Origin of the sequence: Microbacterium sp. SLBN-146, assembly GCF_006715145.1 — a bacterium.
GTDB lineage: Bacteria > Actinomycetota > Actinomycetes > Actinomycetales > Microbacteriaceae > Microbacterium.
In genome coordinates this window covers 2,623,209-2,640,942 of sequence record NZ_VFMR01000001.1, presented here as the reverse complement: position 1 = coordinate 2,640,942, position 17,734 = coordinate 2,623,209, and the positions used below count along the sequence as shown (strand labels likewise).

Here is a 17,734-nt window from a genome sequence, read left to right as displayed (position 1 = left end):
GCGGGCCTTACCCGGCGAGGGCGCGGTGAACAGACGCGACGGCGCTCGATCCCTCGCCGACGGCCGCCGCGACGCGCTTCATCGATCCCCGGCGGACGTCACCGGCGGCGAATACGCGCGGGGTCGACGTCTCGAAGGGCAACGGCTCGCGCCCGAGCCCTTGCCACTGCGCGAGCGACTGAACGGCGACATCTGATCCCGTCATCAGGAACCCGTCATTGTCGCGATCAAGGGCCGGCAACCAGGATGTCGCAGGGTCTGCTCCGATGAAGCAGAAGAGACCTCGTGAGTCGACCTCTCCCACGCTGTCGATCTCCACTCCCTCCAAGCGCGTCGCGCCCCGCAGACCCGTGACACGCGAACGGGTGTGGATCTGCACGCGCGGCTCCTCGCGCAGGCGGTCGACGAGGTACGACGACATGCGGCCGCCCAGGTCGCCCCCGCGCACGACCAACCGGACGGGGCATCCGTTGGCGGCGAGATACAACGACGCCTGGCCTGCGGAGTTCGCACCGCCCACCACGACGACGGGAGAGTCGCGTACTTGCCGGAGTTCGAGCTGCGTCGCGGCGTAGTAGATCCCCGCGCGTTCGAAGTCGCTCCATCGCTCGAGATCAAGGCGGCGGTACGCGGCGCCGGACGTCACGATCGCGGTGCGAGCGCGGATGACGCGCTGATCGCTCAGAGTGATCGCGAGCTCATCTCCCAGGCTCTCGAGGCCGACCGCTTCGCACGGCGCATAGACGCGCACACCGAACTTGAGTGCTTGAAGGGACGCCTGCCCGATCAGATCGCCGCCCGCGACGCCGAAGGGGAACCCGAGGAAGTTCTCGATCCGCGACGTGGCGGCCGCCTGCCCGCCCGGCGCGACAGCATCCAGGAGAACCGTGCTCAGCCCCTCGGAAGCCCCGTAGATGGCGGCGGCGAGCCCCGCCGGCCCTCCCCCGACGACGACGAGGTCGACGACTTCGTCCGCCTGCGCCTGGTAGCTCAGCCCGAGACGCTCCGCGACCATGCCCGGCGTCGCACGCAGGATGGGTTCACCGCGGATGAAGGCGATCGGGAGATCCTCGACCTTGTAGTCGTGGCCCGGGGTCGCGTCCATCTCGGACGGATCCAGCTCGACGGCCTTGTGCACGAGGTCGACACGCTCCGCGAAGCGCTGGAGGGCGAGCATGTCGCTCGACGAGCGCTCGCCGAGGAACTTCAGAGTCATCGCGGCCGTGCCCTTGCGGAGCGCTTCACGGCGAGCCCACAGCGCGTGGAGGACGATATCGGACAGTTCGTCGTCCTCCGCCATGAGGGTTCGGAGCGAGGTGCGCGACACACGCCGGATCCGGCTGGGCTCCGTCGCGCGAGCGGAGAGGAACGCCCCCTGGCCGTTGAGCAGACCGAGCTCGCCGACGAACCGGCGAGAGCCCATGCGGGCAAGGACCTCTTCGCCCATCCACGCCAGTGCGTCACGTACTACTTCGACGCCGCCCGATTCGACGAGGGCGAGGTCGTAGTCGCGATCTCCGGAACGGAAGACGTAGTCTCCCGCGGCGATGTCCTCGCTGTGCGCGCCGAAAGCGAGCAAGCGCGCCCATTGGGCATCCGTGAGTGTCGGGGACTGCGCGGGATCGAGCGGCGGCGTTTCCATCGAGGTCAGCGTAGCCAGCGCTCAGCGGGTGTGGGCCGAAATCGGCGAACTATTCGGCGATGATTTCCCGCCAGTTCTCGGGGACGCGGTCGGCGGGCGCCGGAGTGGGCTGATCCGCCGGGTGCGCGAGGGGCGGTGCAAGTGCCGGGCCGAGGACGAACTTCTCGTCGGCGTAGTCCCAGAACCACGACTCCCCCGGTTCGTACGTGCGCATGAACCGATGAGCGGTCTCGTGGAAGTGCGCTGTCGCGTGTCGACCCGGCGATTGGTCGCAGCATCCGATATGCCCGCATGTGGCGCACCGCCGCAAGTGCACCCACCAGCCGCCCTGCTCCTCGCACTCCACGCAGCCGTCACCCGAAGGTGGAGCTGCGGGATCGATCTCGGTGCCGTCCATCGTGTGCTCCTGTCCTCCGGGTGACTGTTCTGCCGGTGCCCAGTCCCGTGGCTGCCCAGTCCCGCGGTCCCCCGAGGATATCGACGTCGCGGGTCAGTCGAACAGTCCCGAGCCGATGTAACCGCCGTCCTCGACGCCGGGCGGGACGGCCCAGACGGAAGAGCCGACGTGCCGGACGTACTCGTTCATGAGATCAGATGCCGCGAGTCGGCGCTGGACAGCGATGAACTGCTCGGGACTCCGCTGGAACGACAGGAACAGAAGACCCGCTGCGAGCTGTCCGATCTCGCTGTTGCCGTCGACGAAGTTGTAGCCGCGTCGGAGGAGGCGGATTCCGTCGTTCTGCGAGGGATGCGCGAGGCGGACATGCGAGTCGGGGTCGATCGCGGGCGCACCCGTGGCATCGTTCGCGGCGAAATCCGGAGGTGTGAACTCGTCACCGCCTGACAGCGGCGCTCCCTCGCCCTTGTTCCTTCCGAAGATCCGATCCTGCTCTGCGAGTCGCTGACGATCCCACAGCTCGATCGTCATCGCGATCTTTCGGACGACGAGATAGGTACCGCCGGCGAGCCATGAGGGCCCGTCATCCTCGCCAACCCAGACGTGCTGCTTCAGCGCCCCGGTGTCGTCGGCCAGGATGTTCGCCGTCCCGTCCTTGTAGCCGAAGAGGTTCCGCGGCGTCGACTGCTCGCTCGTCGTGCGAGACGTCCGGCCGAAACCCAGCTGCGACCAGCGGATCGCCGCGCGGCCGAACGCGATGCGGGTGAGGTTGCGGATGGCATGCACGGCGACCTGCGGATCGTTCGCGCACGCCTGGATGCACAGGTCCCCATACGACTGCCGCGGATTCAGGTCGTCTCCGACGAATCTCGGCAGCGCGACGAGATCTTCGGGTGCACGCACCGCGAGCCCGAACCTGTCTACGCCGTCTGCGCGGAACAGCGTCGGCCCGAGACCGATCGTGATCGTGAGGCCGTTCGCGGGAGTGCCGATCGCTTCGCCCGTGTCATCCGGCGGCGCCTGAGGATCTCCGCCCAGCGCCCCGCTGGAGGTGACGTCGAGCCCTTGCGTCATGCGGGACGCCGCGTACGACCAGTCCTGCAGCAGCGTCTGGATGTCGTCGCGGTTCGCGCCGTCCGCCATGTCGAACGCCGCGATGTGGAGGTGCTCCTGGACGGGCGTCGTGATCCCGCCCTGATGGGCCCCGAAGAACGGGTAGACGAGACGCTCCGCGGCGGTAGCGACAGCATCCGTCGTCGCCGCCGCGGCGACGGCGGCACCGCCGACTCCGCCGGCGACGAGGCCTGCGCCGCCCGCGCCGAGCAGTCCCAGCATCCCGCGCCTGGTCAGCCCACTCGCAGGGGATCCGTCGGGTGACGTCACGTCAGAACAACCACGGTGAGGCGGGACAACGGCTCGGCGAGGGCATTGATGAGGTCGGTGAACGCGCGACGATCATCATCGGTGAGGTCCGAGTAGGTAACGAATCCGTTGGTCAGCGAGCCGTACTGGGCGAGCTTGCCTTCGAGGGCGGCGTACCCCTCGTCGATGCGGGCGATGATCTGCTCGCCCTCCGTGCCTGTCGACGCCGCGAAGTCGCTCACGAGCGAGTACGCCATCTTCGAGCCTTCGACGTTCGCCGCGAAGTCCCAGAGGTCGGTGCCCGACCACCAGTCCTCCTCTCCGGTGATCTTGCCGGTCGCGACCTCATCGAGGAGCGCGATCGCACCGTTGGAGATCCCCGCGATGCCCTGATCGTCGAGCGCCGTCTGGAATTCCTCGCCGTGCACGTAGTCGTTGAGCTCGGCGACGTCGGCCTGGAGACGGTCCGCCCACTGCTGGCGTTCTTCCCTCGTGGACGGCTTCCAGTCCTGCCACGCGGGTGTCTCGTCGTCTGAGTTCAGCGCGTCGCTCGCGGGAACCCAGAGGTCCTTCTCGATCCGGTGGAATCCTGTCCACTCGAGGCCTTCGGCGACCGCATCGAGCTCGCGGTAGTCGATCCGCGGGTCCAGGTCACCGAGCGCCTCGGCGACGGGTTCGATGCGCTCGTAGTATGCACGGACCGTCGGGAACAGAGCGCGTGCCGTATCGTCGTCGTTCGCGACGTAGGCGGCGGTCAGTTCCTCCACACCGGGCACGAGCTGCTCGACCTGGTCCTTTACGAACGCCGCGTAAAGACCGACCGCCTCCTGCTTGACCTCGGCGTCGTCACCCGAGATCGCGACCTTCTCGCCCTGCACGGCGAATCCTGCTCGCCCGACACCCTCGCCGATCATTCCCGGCTTGCACAGTGTGAAGTAGTCGCCGGGCTGCGCCACGACGGTCAGTGTGCGACTCGCTCCGGGGGCGATGTTCTCGACTTCGCCGACGATCCGCAAGCCGTCGTCGGCGAGGAGATAGAACTCCGTCACCTGGGTGCCGTCGTTCGCGACCTTGAACGTGACGTTGCCGCTCGCGGCGCTCTTCGAGGACACGTCGCACGTGTCGTCGGTCGACCGGACAGTCACGGCAGCCGCGGAGGCCTCGGTGTTCGGGACGCATCCCGAAAGGATCACGACGACAGCGGCAGCGGAGGCGGCCACGGTCATGCGGCGGTGTATGCGCATGCTTTCCCTACTTGCTCTCTGTGGTGATAGGCGACGGCGACTCGGCGCCGTCGGGTGAAACGGTCTCGGGCGCGACAGCAGGATGCTGCCGCGGCGCGGACCGGAGGAGGTTGCGAAAGAAGAGCCCCCCGACGATCGCCGTGTACAGTCCCCAGGCGATGACCTGGAGCCACGACATCAGCGGCATGAACCCGATGAGTCCCTGCAGAAGGTGAGCGAGGGCGCTTCCCGGCGGAACGGCCGACGAGACGTCGAAGGCCCAGCCGAACGGAACAGCCCCCCAGCCGACGAGGACGGTCCCCGTGTCGGGGTCGACCGGCGCAGCACCCGAGAACGGTCCCGGAAGGACGGCGGCTTCCTGCAGATCGTGGACGGCGTAGGCGAGCACCCCTGCGGCCACGACGATGAGGAACGCGGCCGTCCAGGTGAAGAAGCCGCGCAGACTCAGCCGCACGGCCCCCTTCGCGATGAGCCACCCCGCGACCGCCGCTGCGCTGATCCCGAGGACGGCGCCGATGAGTGCTCCGGGGGTGTCGCCGAACGATCGCACCATCGCCCACAGGAAGAGGGTCGTCTCGATCCCCTCGCGTGCCACGGAGACGAAACCGAGCACGACGATGGCCCACAGCGATCCCTCTCGGACCGCGTCGTCGACGCCCCCCTGCAGCGACCGCGTCATCGTGCGTCCGGCGCGTTGCATCCAGAAGATCATCCAGGTGACCATCGCCACCGCGAGGAGCGAGAGCACTCCCCCGATGACCTCCTGCGCCGTGAAGCTGAGCGTGTAGGCGCCGAACGTCAGGATCGCGCCCAACGCGAGCGAGAGCACGATCGCCAGGACGACACCGGCCCACATTCGGGGCAGCAGATCGCGGCGACCGATACGCGACATATAGGCGACGAGGATGCCGACGACGAGGGCGGCCTCGAGACCTTCACGAAGGCCGATGAGAAACGACGGAAGCATGAGCAGACACCACATCAGGAGAAGCGCGCCACAATATATCGGCCACGCAGACTAAGGCGAGCCTAACCTACATCGCGACGTCATCCGTGCTGCGCAATCCGTCCTGCGCGATCCGCCCTGCGCCCTCCGCTCCCGCTCCTGCGGCGTCCTGACCGAGCCCATCGCCGCAAGACTGCACCTTCCGGCCGAAACAGCACCTGCATCGCGCAGTCTCGGCCGGAAGGTGCAGTCTCGATGGCAAAGAGCAGCCCCGTGCATGTGCGGATCACCGGCGCGGCGAAGGCTGCGGAAACGAGAAAACCCCCGGATGAACCGGGGGTTTTCGTTGTGGTGACCCCAGCGGGATTCGAACCCGCGTTACCGCCGTGAGAGGGCGGCGTACTAGGCCGCTATACGATGGGGCCGTTCGCGACAACCGTTCGATTATGCCACGTCTCGAGGTAGTCGGCCAAATCGAGGCCGGGATCGCCCGCACCCCTTGCCGACGCCCGAACTACGGAGGTTGACTCGACGCATGCGAGTCACAAAGTTCGAGCACGCCGCCCTCCGCGTCGACAAGGAAGGCAGCAGTCTTCTCATCGATCCGGGCTCCTTCACCCTGCCCATCGCCGAGTTGGCGTCAGTCGTGGCGGTCGTGCTCACGCACGAACATCCCGACCACTGGACCCCCGAGCACCTGGATCGTGTCCGTGCATCCGTTCCCGGAGTGCCGATCTACGGGCCCGATGGCGTCGCGAACGCGGCTCCCGGATACGACATCACCGTCGTTCATCCGGGCGACACCGTCACCGTCGAGCCGTTCACGCTGCAGTTCTTCGGGGGCACGCACAACGTGATTCACGAGTCGATCCCGGTCATCGACAATGTCGGTGTCCTCGTCAACGACCAGCTGTACTACCCGGGCGATTCCTACGCGGTGCCCAAAGGCGTCGCGGTCGACCTGCTCGCAGCTCCGCTCGGCGCGCCCTGGCTGAAGATCGGCGAAGCCATGGACTTCGTGCTCGCTGTCGCGCCGCGCCGTGCTTTCGGGACGCACGACATGACGCTCTCCGTCATCGGTCGCGACATGCATCGCGCTCGGCTGCGCTGGGCGACCGAACAGGGCGGCGGGGTCTTCCTCGACCTCGATCCGTCCGAGTCGACAGAGCTCTGAAACAGCGACGACGGATGCCGCGGCGGCTTCGTTCCGCGGCATCCGTCGTTCGTCTGTCGTGAAGACTACTCGGCGTCGAGATCGGTCTCCAAGAGGATCACGAGCTCGTCGAGAGCCTGATCAGCGCCCTCTCCCTCGGCCTTCAGAGTCACGACCGTCCCGTGCGAGGCGCCGAGACCCATGAGCGACAGGATGCTCCCCGCGTTGAGGTCTGCGCCGCCCTCGACGGCGATCGTCACGGGGATCTTCTTCTCCTGCACCGCCTGGACGAAGAGCTTCGCGGGTCGGGCGTGCAGCCCTGAGCTGCTGGCGATGGTGGCTTGGCGCTCTGCCATGGTCTCCCTCTCGTCGGATCTCAGGCCGGAACCGCAGTCGCGGTCGCGGTCGAGGTCTCGGCCTGTTCGAGCTCTCGGTGGCCGACCCACTTCTTGAGCGCGACCACGAGGAGAGCACTCACGACGGTACCTGCTACCAGGGCGACCAGGAATCCCCAGATCGGGTTGATCGCGAATGCGACCCAGATTCCGCCGTGCGGAGCGAGCGACTGGACGCCGAAGAACATGCTCAGCGCGCCGGTCACTGCACCGCCGACCATCGAGGCCGGGATGACGCGAAGCGGATCCGCGGCGGCGAAGGGAATCGCGCCCTCCGAGATGAACGAGGCGCCCAGCAGCCAGGCGGCGACGCCGTTCTCACGCTCGACCGGAGTGAACAGCGGGCGAGCGAGGATCGTCGAGGCCAGCGCCATCGCAAGCGGCGGCACCATTCCTGCCGTCATGACGGCAGCCATGATGAGGTACGGCGTCGGGTTGTCTTGCGATCCTGCTGCGAGACCAGCGACAGCGAACGCGTAGGCGACCTTGTTGACGGGTCCTCCCAGGTCGAAGCACATCATGAGGCCGAGGATGACGCCGACGATGATGATGCCGGCGCCGCCCGCGAGGTTCGTGAGCCCGTCGTTGAGCAGCTCCATGAGCGAGGCGATCGGGCGTCCGAGCAGCAGGATCATGAGACCCGAGGCGACGATCGACGCAAGCAGCGGGATGATGACGACCGGCATGAGGCCGCGCAGCCAGCGAGGTGCATCGAGTCGACCGAGCCACCACGCGACGAGACCCGCGAGGAGACCGCCGATGATGCCGCCGATGAAGCCGGCGTTCATGAGGACGGCGACGGCACCGGCGACGAAGCCGGGTGCGATTCCGGGCCGGTCGGCGATCGCGAAGGCGATGTACCCCGCGAGAGCGGAAACGAGGAAGCCCATCGAGGTGGCGCCGATCATGAAGGCGACCGCTCCGAGGTACTGCCCGAGCGGGCCGAACGGCGATGTGCCGTCTTCGGCCGGGAGGTTCCACAGCGCGTTTTGCGTGATGACGGTGCCGGCGTTCTCGGTGACCTGGAACCCACCGATCGCGAAGCCGAGCGCGATGAGCAGACCGCCACCGGCGACGAACGGGATCATGTAGCTGACACCCGTCAGCAGGATCCGCTGGATGTTCGCACCCCAGGACAGTTGCGAGGTCGACGTGGACGACGTGGACGACGAACTGCCCGCTGGAACGCGGGGCGCGGATGGATCGGATGCCGCGGCCGCGGCCTCAGCGACGAGGGCATCGGCGCGCTCGATGCCTGCCTTGACGCCGACTCTCACGACCGGCTTGCCGGCGAAGCGCTGCGACTCCCGTACATCGACGTCGTTGGCGAAGATGACGGCGTCGGCGTCGTCGATGACGGACTGCGGGAGTGCCTTGTAGCCACTCGAGCCCTGCGGTTCGACCGTGAGATCGACACCGGCCTTCTTACCCGCGGCCGACAGGGCATCTGCTGCCATGAAGGTGTGCGCGATGCCCGTCGCACACGATGTGACGGCGACGATCCGGAGCGGGCGCCCGTCGATCTCGAACTGCGAAGCGGGGGCGGCCGCCGCGGCGGGCGGTGGCGTGGTGGCCTGCGCGGCGGGGGCTGGAGCATCCCCCTCGCCGATGGCCGCACGCACGATCGCCACAACGTCGTCGTTCGTCGCCGCCGCGCGGAGCCCGGCCGTGAAGTCGTCCTGCATGAGGCTCCGGGCGAGCTTCGACAGCACGGCGAGATGGGCCTCAGCGGCACCATCCGGGGCCGCGATGAGGAACACGAGGTCGGCCGGACCGTCGGGGGCGCCGAAGTCGACACCGGGCGCGAGTCGCGCAAAGGCGAGCGACGGTGTCGTGACCGCCGCGCTCTTGGCGTGCGGAATGGCGATGCCGCCGGGAAGGCCTGTCTCGTCCTTCTCTTCACGAGCCCACGCGTCGGCGAACAGGGCCTCGGCATCGGTGCCGCGCCCCTGTTCGACGACCCTCTGCGCGAGCGCGCGGATGACGGCCGCCTTGTCGGCTCCCAGCCCGACGTCCAGGCTGACGAGTTCCGGGGTGATGGTGTCTGTCACGATGACCTCCAGTGGTCGGTGGAACGAATGTGTTGATTCGTGTGGTTTTGCATTACAGAATCCGGTCGACGGGAACGTCGCCAGCGGGAAGGTCCCCTGGGTGAGGAGCTTGCGTGCCCTGGAGCGACGCGGCGGCCGCCCCATACCGGATGGCGCTGCGCAGACAGTCCTCCGGTGTTCCGCCCGCAGCCTCCGCGAGCAGGTACCCCGCGAGCGAGCTGTCACCCGCGCCGACAGTGCTCACGACGCGGATGCGCGGCGGGCGACCAGACCAGGCGCCAGCGGATGTCACGAGCACCGCGCCGGCGGCTCCGAGAGTCACGAGGGCAGCCCGCACTTTGGTCGGCACGAGCTCTCTCGCGACCGGGAGGACGGCGTGGGCGAGATCCCCATCGCTGATCGCCACGCCGGCGAGCTCGGCGAGCTCCTCATCGTTGGGCTTGATGAGATCCGGTGCCGCATCGTTGACGACCGCAGTCAGCGCGGGCCCCGATGTATCGACCGCGACGAGCGGCGCACGATCGCCGTGAGCCGCCCTGACGGCGCTGATGACGTCGACATAGAACCCGTCGCCGGCGCCCGGCGGCAGCGAACCTGCCAACACGAGCCAGCGAGCTTCTGCTGTGGCCTCAACGACGGTGCGCACGATCGCCGAACGCTCTTCGCGGCTCAACTCGGCGCCGGGAAGGTTGAGCTTCGTCGTCGTCCCGGCGGGATCCGTGATCGTCAGGTTGGAGCGCGCCCGCCCCGCGATCGGGACGGCCTCGCTCCGGAGTCCTGCAGCGCGCAGGGCGGATGCGAAGGGGTCGTCGTCGGCGAGCGGGAGGATCGCGCGGGCGTCCGCCCCGGCTGCTGCGATCACACGCGCGACGTTGATGCCTTTGCCTCCCGCATCCTCTCGCCCTTCGGATGCGGACTGGACTTCGCCGGGGCGAAGGGCGTCTTCGAGCACGATCGTCCGATCGAGCGACGGATTGGCGGTGAGCGTGATGATCATGCGATCCACACCTCCACTTCGGCGGCGTGGAGCGCCTCCGCGAGGGCCTGAGCGGGCGCGGCATCCGTCACGAGGACATCGATGTCGGTCAGGCGCGCGAAGGAGACGAGCAGTTCGCGATCGAGCTTCTCGGCGTCAGCGACGACGATGACCCGGCGAGCCGCGCGAACGATCGCCGCCTTCACGGCGGCCTCGTCGGGATCGGGTGTGCTGATGCCGAAACCGGCCGACACCCCGTTGGCGCCGATGAATGCGATGTCCGGACGGAGCGTCTCGATCGAATGGACGGTATCTGCGCCGACGGCCGCCGATGTGAGTCCGCGCACGCGACCGCCGACGAGCGACACCGTGACGCGGGCCGACAGGTCGAGCGCGATCGGGAGGGCGTGCGTGACGACGTCGATCGCTGACCCCGCGAGCCGCGGGGCGAGCTCGGCGGCCACCGCCGCGGTCGTGGTGCCCGCGTCGAAGTAGAGCGACCCCTGGAAGCCCTCGCGCACGGCGGCAACGGCGCGGCGCGCGATGGCAACCTTGGCCGGCGCGTGATGCAGTCGACGCTCATCGAGCGCGGTCTCGCTGGTGCTGCCGCGCTCGGTGGGGACGGCACCACCGTGGACCCGGCGCAGTGCCCCCGTGCGCTCGAGCAGATCGAGGTCGCGCCTCACCGTTTCGGTCGTGACGTCGAACCGTCGGGACAAGTCGACAACGCTCACACGCCCCTCGTCGAGCAGAAGCCGCTCGATCAGTTCCTGTCGCTCCGTTGCGTACACGTTCACCCTTCGTCGATGTGGGATTACCACAGAGTACAACATGAACAAAGACAAAACAATAGGTTCGCTAGGATCAGCTGATGGCCGATCGACCGAGCGCAGAGTGGGTGATCGACGAACTCGTCGTCGATCGCCTCGTCGCGGAGGCCCTCCCCCACCTCGTCGCGCTGCCACGTCGCCGGGCATCCGCAGGCTGGGACTGCGACGTGTGGCGGATCGGAGACGATCTCGCCCTGAGGATGCCGCGCCGCAGCGCCGCCGTTTCGCTCGTCCTCCACGAGCAGCAGGTTCTTCCCGTCGTTGGCCCGGCCATCGAAGCGAGCGGTGTCCACGTGCCCACGCCCCTCTTCCTCGGCGAGCCGTCAGACGCCTTCCCGCGGCCATGGTCGCTTGTGCCGTGGTTCGACGGTTCCAGTGGGATCTCCGTGCCCCGCGAAGAGCGGCGCCGCTGGGCATCCGACCTCGCAAACGCGCTTCTCGCGCTGCACACGCCAGCTCCGTCGCAGCATCCACGGAACCCCTTCCGAGGGGTGCCGCTCGCCGAACGATCCGATGTCGTGCGGGCGCGGCTCGATCACGTCGTCGGCGTTGAGCCGTCTCTCCTCGCGCGGGCCGCGCTCACCTGGACGAGAGGGGTGAATGCCGAACCGTGGGGCGGGACACCCCTGTGGATCCACGGCGACCTGCACCCGGGCAACCTCGTCTCAGACGCCAGCGGACTGCGGGCGATCATCGACTTCGGAGACGTGACCGCGGGCGATCCCGCGTGCGATCTGGCATCAGCATGGCTCATCTTCGACGAACAGGGGCGGGCCGATTTCATCGGTGCGCTGGGAGACCACTACGACCCCGTCGACTGGACGAGGGCGCGGGCGTGGGCCGTCGCGCTCTCACTCGCGATGATCTCCCAGAGCGACGACAATCCCGTCTATCGCGAACTCGGCCTGATCTCGCTCGCCGAGGCGGCGACCGACTGACGCTCGCGGACCCACACTTCGACAGCGCCTTCCCGCGCGATGAAGCGGATGACGCTCCCCGCCGGCGGCGGGTCATCGAGGAACTCGTCCTGCCCCCCGTACATCGTGAGGTCGAGGATCGGATCGAATCCGCCGCCCACGCACGTCGCGTGGATGGGCCGCACGCCGTTCTCCAGGACGAGGCACCGGGAACCTTCGTCGCTCATGGCCGTCCAGACTCCCACACCCTTGTACTGCTCGAACGGGACGGCGGTGTCGGGTGAGATCCCCCACGTGCGCAGCTCCCGCAGCCAGTTCGCATCGCGCCCACCTTCGGATGGCGCCACGCGCAAGACGACGTCGGCACGCGGCGCGGCGGCGTAGATGCTCCCAGCGCCGACCCCGACCCCGACGATGAGAGCGATGGCCACGATCGACCACACCGGCGCGCGCCGCCACCACCGACGCGGACGTGCGCTCTCGACGGCGGGAGCGTCCGAGCTCGCCGCTGCGTGAGTATCAGCCGCGTCGCCGACGGGCGCTTCGGCCGCAGCGGGCGATGACGATGGCACTGCCCTCGCGACCGCCGCCACGCGCTCAGCCGCGGTCGGCGCGACGGCGTCGGCGGGAGACCGGCGCCCGTCTTCCAGCTCCCGCAGACGCCTCACCGCCGCGGGATCGTCCGCGATATCGGCCCCGGGGCCGTAAGCACGACGTCTCAGGTCCGCGAGCTCCCGTGCGTCATCGGCGGAGAGTGTGCGAGCGTCCATCGGGAACTTCCTGCCGCTGCCTGTCGAGGGCGACGCGAATGGACTCCCGTGTCGAGAACGTCGCCGTCATCGATGCTAAGCGCTCCGCTCTCGAAACGGGCCGGGAGTCTCAGTCGCGGGGAACGTCTCCCCGCCATGCACCGGTCTCGTGATGCGCACCCTCGATGAACTTCTTGAACTCCTTGAGATCATGCGACACGGCGTGCTTCCCGACACCGACGGCCGAACCGATCTTCTCGAGGAGACCCTTCGGCTCCCAGTCGAGCTGCACGGTGACACGTGTCTCGTCATCGGACAGCTTGTGGAAGGTGACGACGCCGGCGTGCTGAAGATCGCCTTCCGTGCTCGTCCACGCGACCCGCTCATCGGGATGCTGCTCCGTGATGACGGCATCGAACGTCCGCTCAGCACCCGCGACCTTGACGGTCCACTCCAGGTTCGTCTCATCGCGCTGCGTGATCGAAACGACCTCGTCCATGAACTGGGGAAACGTCTCGAACTGCGTCCACTGGTTGTAGGCCGTCGTGATCGGTACGTTCACGTCGATGGTCTCGATGATCTGCATGTCTGTCTCCTTGCGGGTGGGTGTGATCCCAGTCCACACAGGCGTCCGCCGGGAGCACACACCCTTGACGTCGTCGAGCACGCGCGCTAGCGCGGTCGTAACATGGGTGGGTGCATACGTTTCGTTCGTCGCCCTCCGGGCGTGAGGAGGTCCTCGGCGGTCTCACCGCCAGGACGAGGTAGATAGCCCGGCAGCCGACTCCCTTTCCGGGATACATCGGCGCTTCCTCGATCTCCCTTCCCACACGAACACGAACAGGTCTTCCATGCATGCTCTTTCCGACGCGCAGATTCGCGCGTCCTTCATCAATGTCTCGCAGCGCGAGCGCTCGGCGATCGAACTCCCCGCCGGCCTCGCCGATCTCGACTGGGCCCGCCTCGATGTCCTCGGTTGGCGCGGCTCGAAGGCGGTGCTCGCGGGCTACGTCGTGGGTGTCGTCGACGGCGAACCCGTCGGCGTGCTCCTGCGTCAGACCGAGAGCCGCACCCGAGCCCGGCCCCAGTGCGCATGGTGTGAGGACGTCACCCTGCCCAACGACGTCGTCTTCTTCGGTGCGCGTCGCGCGGGAGCCGCCGGAAGACGCGGAGACTCGGTGGGGACTCTCGTCTGCGAGCAATTTCAGTGCAGCAGGAACGTCCGCACCCCGCCGCCACCCGCCTACCTCGGGTTCGACATCGATGCCGCCATCGAGCGACGCATTTCGAATCTCCGAATGAACGTCGAGGGCTTCCTCCGCGATATTCGCGACAACACCTGAGACGGATGTCGTCCCGCTTCGGCGAATCGCGCTCGATTCCGTCGCAATGGTAGCGGCGTCCGTTTGGCGGTCGGATTGCGTGCACACCTCGGCGTGTCATTGGTCACAAATGAACCATGTATACATGGTACATTCACGAGCATGTGTCCATTTTCGCGACGGTGCGCTGTCGCCCGGAAGACCGGCAGTCACTGACATGGCAACTCGGCTTTGGCCCAAACGGGCACCTCGCGTCATTCGTGTCTACAGTGGACGAGAAGGGTGGGAGGCCCCCACCGAAAGGATCCACCTCACGGTCGAGACCGCCGCCAGAATGCGCTCCCTCGGGATCACACTTGTCCGTGTGAAATCAGGATGGCGCACGACTCGCGAGGTGTCCGTGCACCAGTTCCTTCAGCATCGCTCCTCGGGCGTGACCACTCGCGCGCGCCGCGCGTCCGAGTCCATGGAGCGACGTCGGCGCTGAGGACTCCCCGTCGCGTCGTCGATTCCCCGCCAAGAGCATCGCGAGGGCTTCGGAACCGGCCTCAGACTTCCGCGCGTCGCCTGTCGGGCGCCGTCGCCTCGTCAGGCGGAGGCGAGACGAGATCGCCGATGTCGATCTTGAGCACTTTCGCCAGTGACGCGATCGTGTGCAGTCGAGGGTTCGCAGGGGTTCCCGGGTTCGACTCGCCGTTCTCGAGCTTCTGATAGGTGAAGGTCGAAATGCCGGATGCCGAGGCCACCTGTTCCTGAGTCAGATTCAGGTCGTGCCGCGCTTCCTGCAGTCGACGGCCCAAAGCAGAGGAGAAGTCGGCCCAGGCCGCCGAATCCGTCGCGGGCGACATGTCTCGTCCTCCCGCTCCCTGCGGTGAACTATCCGCCATGGACACATGGTAAGCACAGGATGCGAGGTTTTGCTCCCTCATCTGGCCATTCACACGACGCTCGACCATGAGAGTTCTATCATCAGACGCCGGACATCCGATGGTCTGGAGAAACGACAGAAGCCCGGAACACGCGCTGTACGCCGTGTTACCGGGCTTCTCACACTTGCTGGGGTACCTGGACTCGAACCAAGAACAAAGGTACCAGAAACCTCCGTGTTGCCAATTACACCATACCCCAAAGGCCTTCAGCCGAAGCTGTGCCGAAGATCGAGTTTAGTCGAACTCGGCGGTCAGGCCAAACCGAGCACCCGTCAGCGCTCGACGAACGCCTGCAGCCGCCGGATCGTCTCGGCTTTGCCGAGCAACTCCATCGACTCGAACAGCGGGGGCGAAATGCGGCGTCCGCTGAGCGCGACACGCGGCGGGCCGTAGGCGACCCGGGGTTTCAATCCCAGTCCATCGATGAGTGCCGCCGAGAGAGCCTCTTGCACCGCTGCCGCCGTGAACTCCCCCTCGGGAACGAGTTCGAGGGCGCCGACGGATGCCACGAGCACCTCGCCCGCATTGTCGGGAAGTCCCTTGAGGGCGTCTTCGGCGTAGTCGATGTCGTTGGTGAAGAGGAACCCGAGAAGGCCGGGGACTTCACCGAGGAGCTGGACACGCTCCTGCACGAGCGGCGCCGCAGCCGCGATGAGCGCGCGCTGCTCGGGGGTCGGCTCGGGTGAGACGATTCCCGCTGCCAGCAGGTAGGGAATGATGCGTTCCGCGAAGTCCTCGGGAGCGAGCATCCGGATGTGGTCGCCGTTGATCGATTCGGCCTTCTTCTGGTCGAATCGTGCCGGGTTGGGGTTGACGTCGGCGATGTCGAACGCGGCCGTGAACTCCTCAAGCGAGAAGATGTCGCGGTCCGGCCCGATCGACCAGCCGAGCAGCGCCAGGTAGTTCAACAGGCCCTCGTGGATGAACCCCTTCTCGCGCTGAAGGAAGAGGTCGGCCTGCGGGTCGCGCTTGGAGAGCTTCTTCGTGCCCGTCTCGCCGAGCACGAGCGGCATGTGGCCGAAGCGTGGGACGAACGTCGTGACGCCCGCGTCGATGAGCACCGAGTACAGCGCGAGCTGACGTGCCGTCGACGGCATGAGGTCTTCGCCGCGGATGACGTCCGTGATGCCCATGAGCGCGTCGTCGACCGGGTTCGTGAAGGTGTAGAGCGCCTGTCCCCCGGCACGGACGACGACGAAGTCGGGGAAGGAGCCCGCGGGGAAGGTCACCTGTCCGCGGATGAGGTCGACGTAGGTGAGATCTTCGTCGGGCACGCGAACGCGCCACGCGGGAACGCGACCCTCCGCGCGGAACGCGGCCTTCTGCTCTTCCGTGAGGTCACGGTCGTAGTTGTCGTAGCCGAGCTGCTTCGCGCGGCCGGCCGCGGCATTGCGTGCGTCGATCTCCTCCGCCGTCGAGTAGCTCTCGTACACGGCGCCGGTGTCGATGAGCTTCTGCAGGACGTCGGCGTAGATGTCGGCGCGCTGCGACTGCCGGTACGGTCCGTGCGGCCCACCCTTCTCGACCCCTTCGTCCCAGTCGATCCGGAGCCACGTGAGGGCGTCGACGAGTTGGCGGTAGCTCTCTTCGCTGTCACGCGCGGCATCGGTGTCCTCGACGCGGAAGACCATCGAGCCTCCCGTGTGCCGGGCATAGGCCCAGTTGTACAGCGCTGTCCGGATCATGCCGACATGAGGAAGGCCGGTGGGCGAAGGACAGAATCGGACGCGTACGTCGGCGGCGGTTGCGGTCGTGGTGCGGGGATCGGGTGCAGAAGACATCGTCGTCCAGTCTAGTTGCGGCGCGCGCGCCCCTCCGGGCTTCCCAGAGCGCGGCGGATGGCTCGCAGCGTCGCACCGACGGCGGGCACGCGGGTCGCGCCGTGCGCGGTCACGACGTGGATCGTCCGTGCCTCAGCGGGCGGGAGCGGGACGAAGACGATCTCCGGACGCGGCGGGAAGGACTCCGTTGCGAGGCGCGGGAGGGTCGCGACACCGATCCGCTGGGCGACGAGTCCCTCGACGGCTGCGACGTTGTCGGTCTCGAACGCGATCCGCGGAGCGAAACCGGCGCGTTCGCACACCTCGAGCAGATGTCCGCGACAACGCGGACATCCCGCGATCCACGGCTCCCCCGCGAGATCCGACATCTTCACGCTGCCCTCGACGACGGCGGCGTGGCCGCGGGGAAGGACTGCCACGAGGTCGTCGAATCCGACGTCGGTCACCGAGAGTCCGTGCGCGCTCGATCCGTGCGGGTCGTCGCGATCGCCCGGGTAGCTGAACGTCAGCGCGATGTCGGCGCGATGCTCCCGCACCGCCTCCACCGCCTCGGGAGGCTCCGCCTCGACATAGGTGAGCGACACCCCGGGATGCCGCGTGCCGAGATCCGCGAGGATCCTCGGCACCACCGTCGGCGACGCCGAGGGGAAGCCGACGAGCCGGACGCGCCCCGACCTCAAACCGCGGAGCTCTGCGATTTCGCCCGCCGCGGCATCGAGGGCCGTCGTGACGGCGGGAGCGTGCCGAGCGAGCACCATGCCCGCCTCGGTCAACCGGACTCCCCGCCCGATCCGCTCGACGAGAGGCAGTCCGAGTCGCGTCTCGAGCCGCTTCAGCAGTTGGCTGATGGCCGGCTGGCTGTAGCCGATTGCGGCTGCGGCCGCCGTGATGGATCCCTCATCAGAGATCGCCTTGATGACGCGGAGCGCGTGCACATCGAGATCGGGTGCGCTCATCGTGGTCTCCGTCATGCGCACATGCTACGTCAGTGGATGTATTTCATCGAATACCTGCCATGGACGAATGGCTTCGACGGTTCG

17 protein-coding genes and 2 tRNA genes are annotated in these 17,734 nt (G+C 67.6%); 3 read left to right on the top strand and 16 right to left on the bottom strand.

Annotated features, from left to right (window positions below; all coding sequences use genetic code 11):
- Positions 1–7: 7 nt before the first annotated feature.
- The 6 genes from FBY39_RS11675 to FBY39_RS11650 form a co-directional block, all read right to left on the bottom strand.
- The gene (locus FBY39_RS11675) at positions 8–1,642 is read right to left on the bottom strand and encodes a cyclic nucleotide-binding domain-containing thioredoxin-disulfide reductase (protein ID WP_141932452.1); all 1,635 of its coding nucleotides are present in this window, start codon (positions 1,640–1,642) and stop codon (positions 8–10) included.
- Between the two features lie 49 nt (positions 1,643–1,691).
- Entirely contained in the window at positions 1,692–2,039 is a 348-nt protein-coding gene (locus FBY39_RS11670) for a UBP-type zinc finger domain-containing protein (protein WP_141932451.1), read from the bottom strand.
- Between the two features lie 93 nt (positions 2,040–2,132).
- Positions 2,133–3,422, bottom strand: coding sequence for an iron uptake transporter deferrochelatase/peroxidase subunit (gene efeB, locus FBY39_RS11665; protein ID WP_260837804.1), 1,290 nt, complete (start codon positions 3,420–3,422; stop codon positions 2,133–2,135).
- Complete coding sequence (gene efeO / locus FBY39_RS11660) at positions 3,419–4,627, bottom strand: iron uptake system protein EfeO (RefSeq protein WP_260837802.1); 1,209 nt, start codon at positions 4,625–4,627, stop codon at positions 3,419–3,421. The genes efeB and efeO overlap by 4 nt, the downstream gene beginning before the upstream one ends.
- 25 nt (positions 4,628–4,652) lie before the next feature.
- A complete protein-coding gene (gene efeU, locus FBY39_RS11655; protein WP_141932448.1) occupies positions 4,653–5,612 on the bottom strand; it encodes an iron uptake transporter permease EfeU in 960 nt (319 codons plus the stop codon).
- A gap of 328 nt (positions 5,613–5,940) precedes the next feature.
- Positions 5,941–6,016: transfer RNA gene (locus FBY39_RS11650), tRNA-Glu, on the bottom strand.
- Between the two features lie 110 nt (positions 6,017–6,126).
- Between FBY39_RS11650 and FBY39_RS11645 the strand changes: the two genes are divergently transcribed.
- Positions 6,127–6,765, top strand: coding sequence for an MBL fold metallo-hydrolase (locus FBY39_RS11645; protein ID WP_141932447.1), 639 nt, complete (start codon positions 6,127–6,129; stop codon positions 6,763–6,765).
- A gap of 65 nt (positions 6,766–6,830) precedes the next feature.
- Here FBY39_RS11645 and FBY39_RS11640 read toward each other — a convergent pair whose 3' ends face one another.
- Genes FBY39_RS11640 through FBY39_RS11625 form a run of 4 tightly spaced genes read right to left on the bottom strand, consistent with a single transcriptional unit; the run spans position 6,831 to position 10,957 of the window.
- A complete protein-coding gene (locus FBY39_RS11640; RefSeq protein WP_141932446.1) occupies positions 6,831–7,100 on the bottom strand; it encodes an HPr family phosphocarrier protein in 270 nt (89 codons plus the stop codon).
- Between the two features lie 20 nt (positions 7,101–7,120).
- Complete coding sequence (locus FBY39_RS11635) at positions 7,121–9,190, bottom strand: fructose-specific PTS transporter subunit EIIC (protein WP_141932445.1); 2,070 nt, start codon at positions 9,188–9,190, stop codon at positions 7,121–7,123.
- 52 nt (positions 9,191–9,242) lie between these two features.
- Positions 9,243–10,187, bottom strand: coding sequence for a 1-phosphofructokinase (gene pfkB / locus FBY39_RS11630; protein ID WP_141932444.1), 945 nt, complete (start codon positions 10,185–10,187; stop codon positions 9,243–9,245).
- Positions 10,184–10,957, bottom strand: coding sequence for a DeoR/GlpR family DNA-binding transcription regulator (locus FBY39_RS11625; RefSeq protein WP_186337013.1), 774 nt, complete (start codon positions 10,955–10,957; stop codon positions 10,184–10,186). The genes pfkB and FBY39_RS11625 overlap by 4 nt, the downstream gene beginning before the upstream one ends.
- Positions 10,958–11,037: 80 nt before the next feature.
- Here FBY39_RS11625 and FBY39_RS11620 point away from each other — a divergent pair, with 80 nt between their 5' ends.
- Positions 11,038–11,934, top strand: coding sequence for an aminoglycoside phosphotransferase family protein (locus tag FBY39_RS11620; RefSeq protein ID WP_141932442.1), 897 nt, complete (start codon positions 11,038–11,040; stop codon positions 11,932–11,934).
- Here FBY39_RS11620 and FBY39_RS11615 read toward each other — a convergent pair.
- Positions 11,886–12,683, bottom strand: a complete 798-nt coding sequence (locus tag FBY39_RS11615) for a hypothetical protein (protein ID WP_141932441.1) — start codon at positions 12,681–12,683, stop codon at positions 11,886–11,888. The genes FBY39_RS11620 and FBY39_RS11615 overlap by 49 nt on opposite strands.
- Before the next feature lie 109 nt (positions 12,684–12,792).
- On the bottom strand, positions 12,793–13,248 hold the full coding sequence (locus FBY39_RS11610; protein ID WP_141932440.1) for an SRPBCC family protein: 456 nt from the start codon (positions 13,246–13,248) through the stop codon (positions 12,793–12,795).
- 265 nt (positions 13,249–13,513) lie between these two features.
- Between FBY39_RS11610 and FBY39_RS11605 the strand changes: the two genes are divergently transcribed.
- Positions 13,514–14,005, top strand: a complete 492-nt coding sequence (locus FBY39_RS11605) for an FBP domain-containing protein (protein WP_141932439.1) — start codon at positions 13,514–13,516, stop codon at positions 14,003–14,005.
- A 527-nt stretch (positions 14,006–14,532) separates the two neighbouring features.
- On the opposite strand, the gene FBY39_RS11600 is transcribed toward FBY39_RS11605, so the two are convergent.
- The 4 genes from FBY39_RS11600 to FBY39_RS11585 form a co-directional block, all read right to left on the bottom strand.
- Entirely contained in the window at positions 14,533–14,871 is a 339-nt protein-coding gene (locus tag FBY39_RS11600) for a helix-turn-helix domain-containing protein (protein WP_260837796.1), read from the bottom strand.
- A gap of 169 nt (positions 14,872–15,040) precedes the next feature.
- Positions 15,041–15,112 (bottom strand) — tRNA-Gln (locus FBY39_RS11595).
- Positions 15,113–15,185: 73 nt separating this feature from the next.
- On the bottom strand, positions 15,186–16,694 hold the full coding sequence (gene gltX, locus FBY39_RS11590) for a glutamate--tRNA ligase (protein WP_141932438.1): 1,509 nt from the start codon (positions 16,692–16,694) through the stop codon (positions 15,186–15,188).
- Positions 16,695–16,705: 11 nt separating this feature from the next.
- Positions 16,706–17,665, bottom strand: coding sequence for a LysR family transcriptional regulator (locus FBY39_RS11585; protein WP_141932437.1), 960 nt, complete (start codon positions 17,663–17,665; stop codon positions 16,706–16,708).
- Positions 17,666–17,734 lie beyond the last annotated feature (69 nt).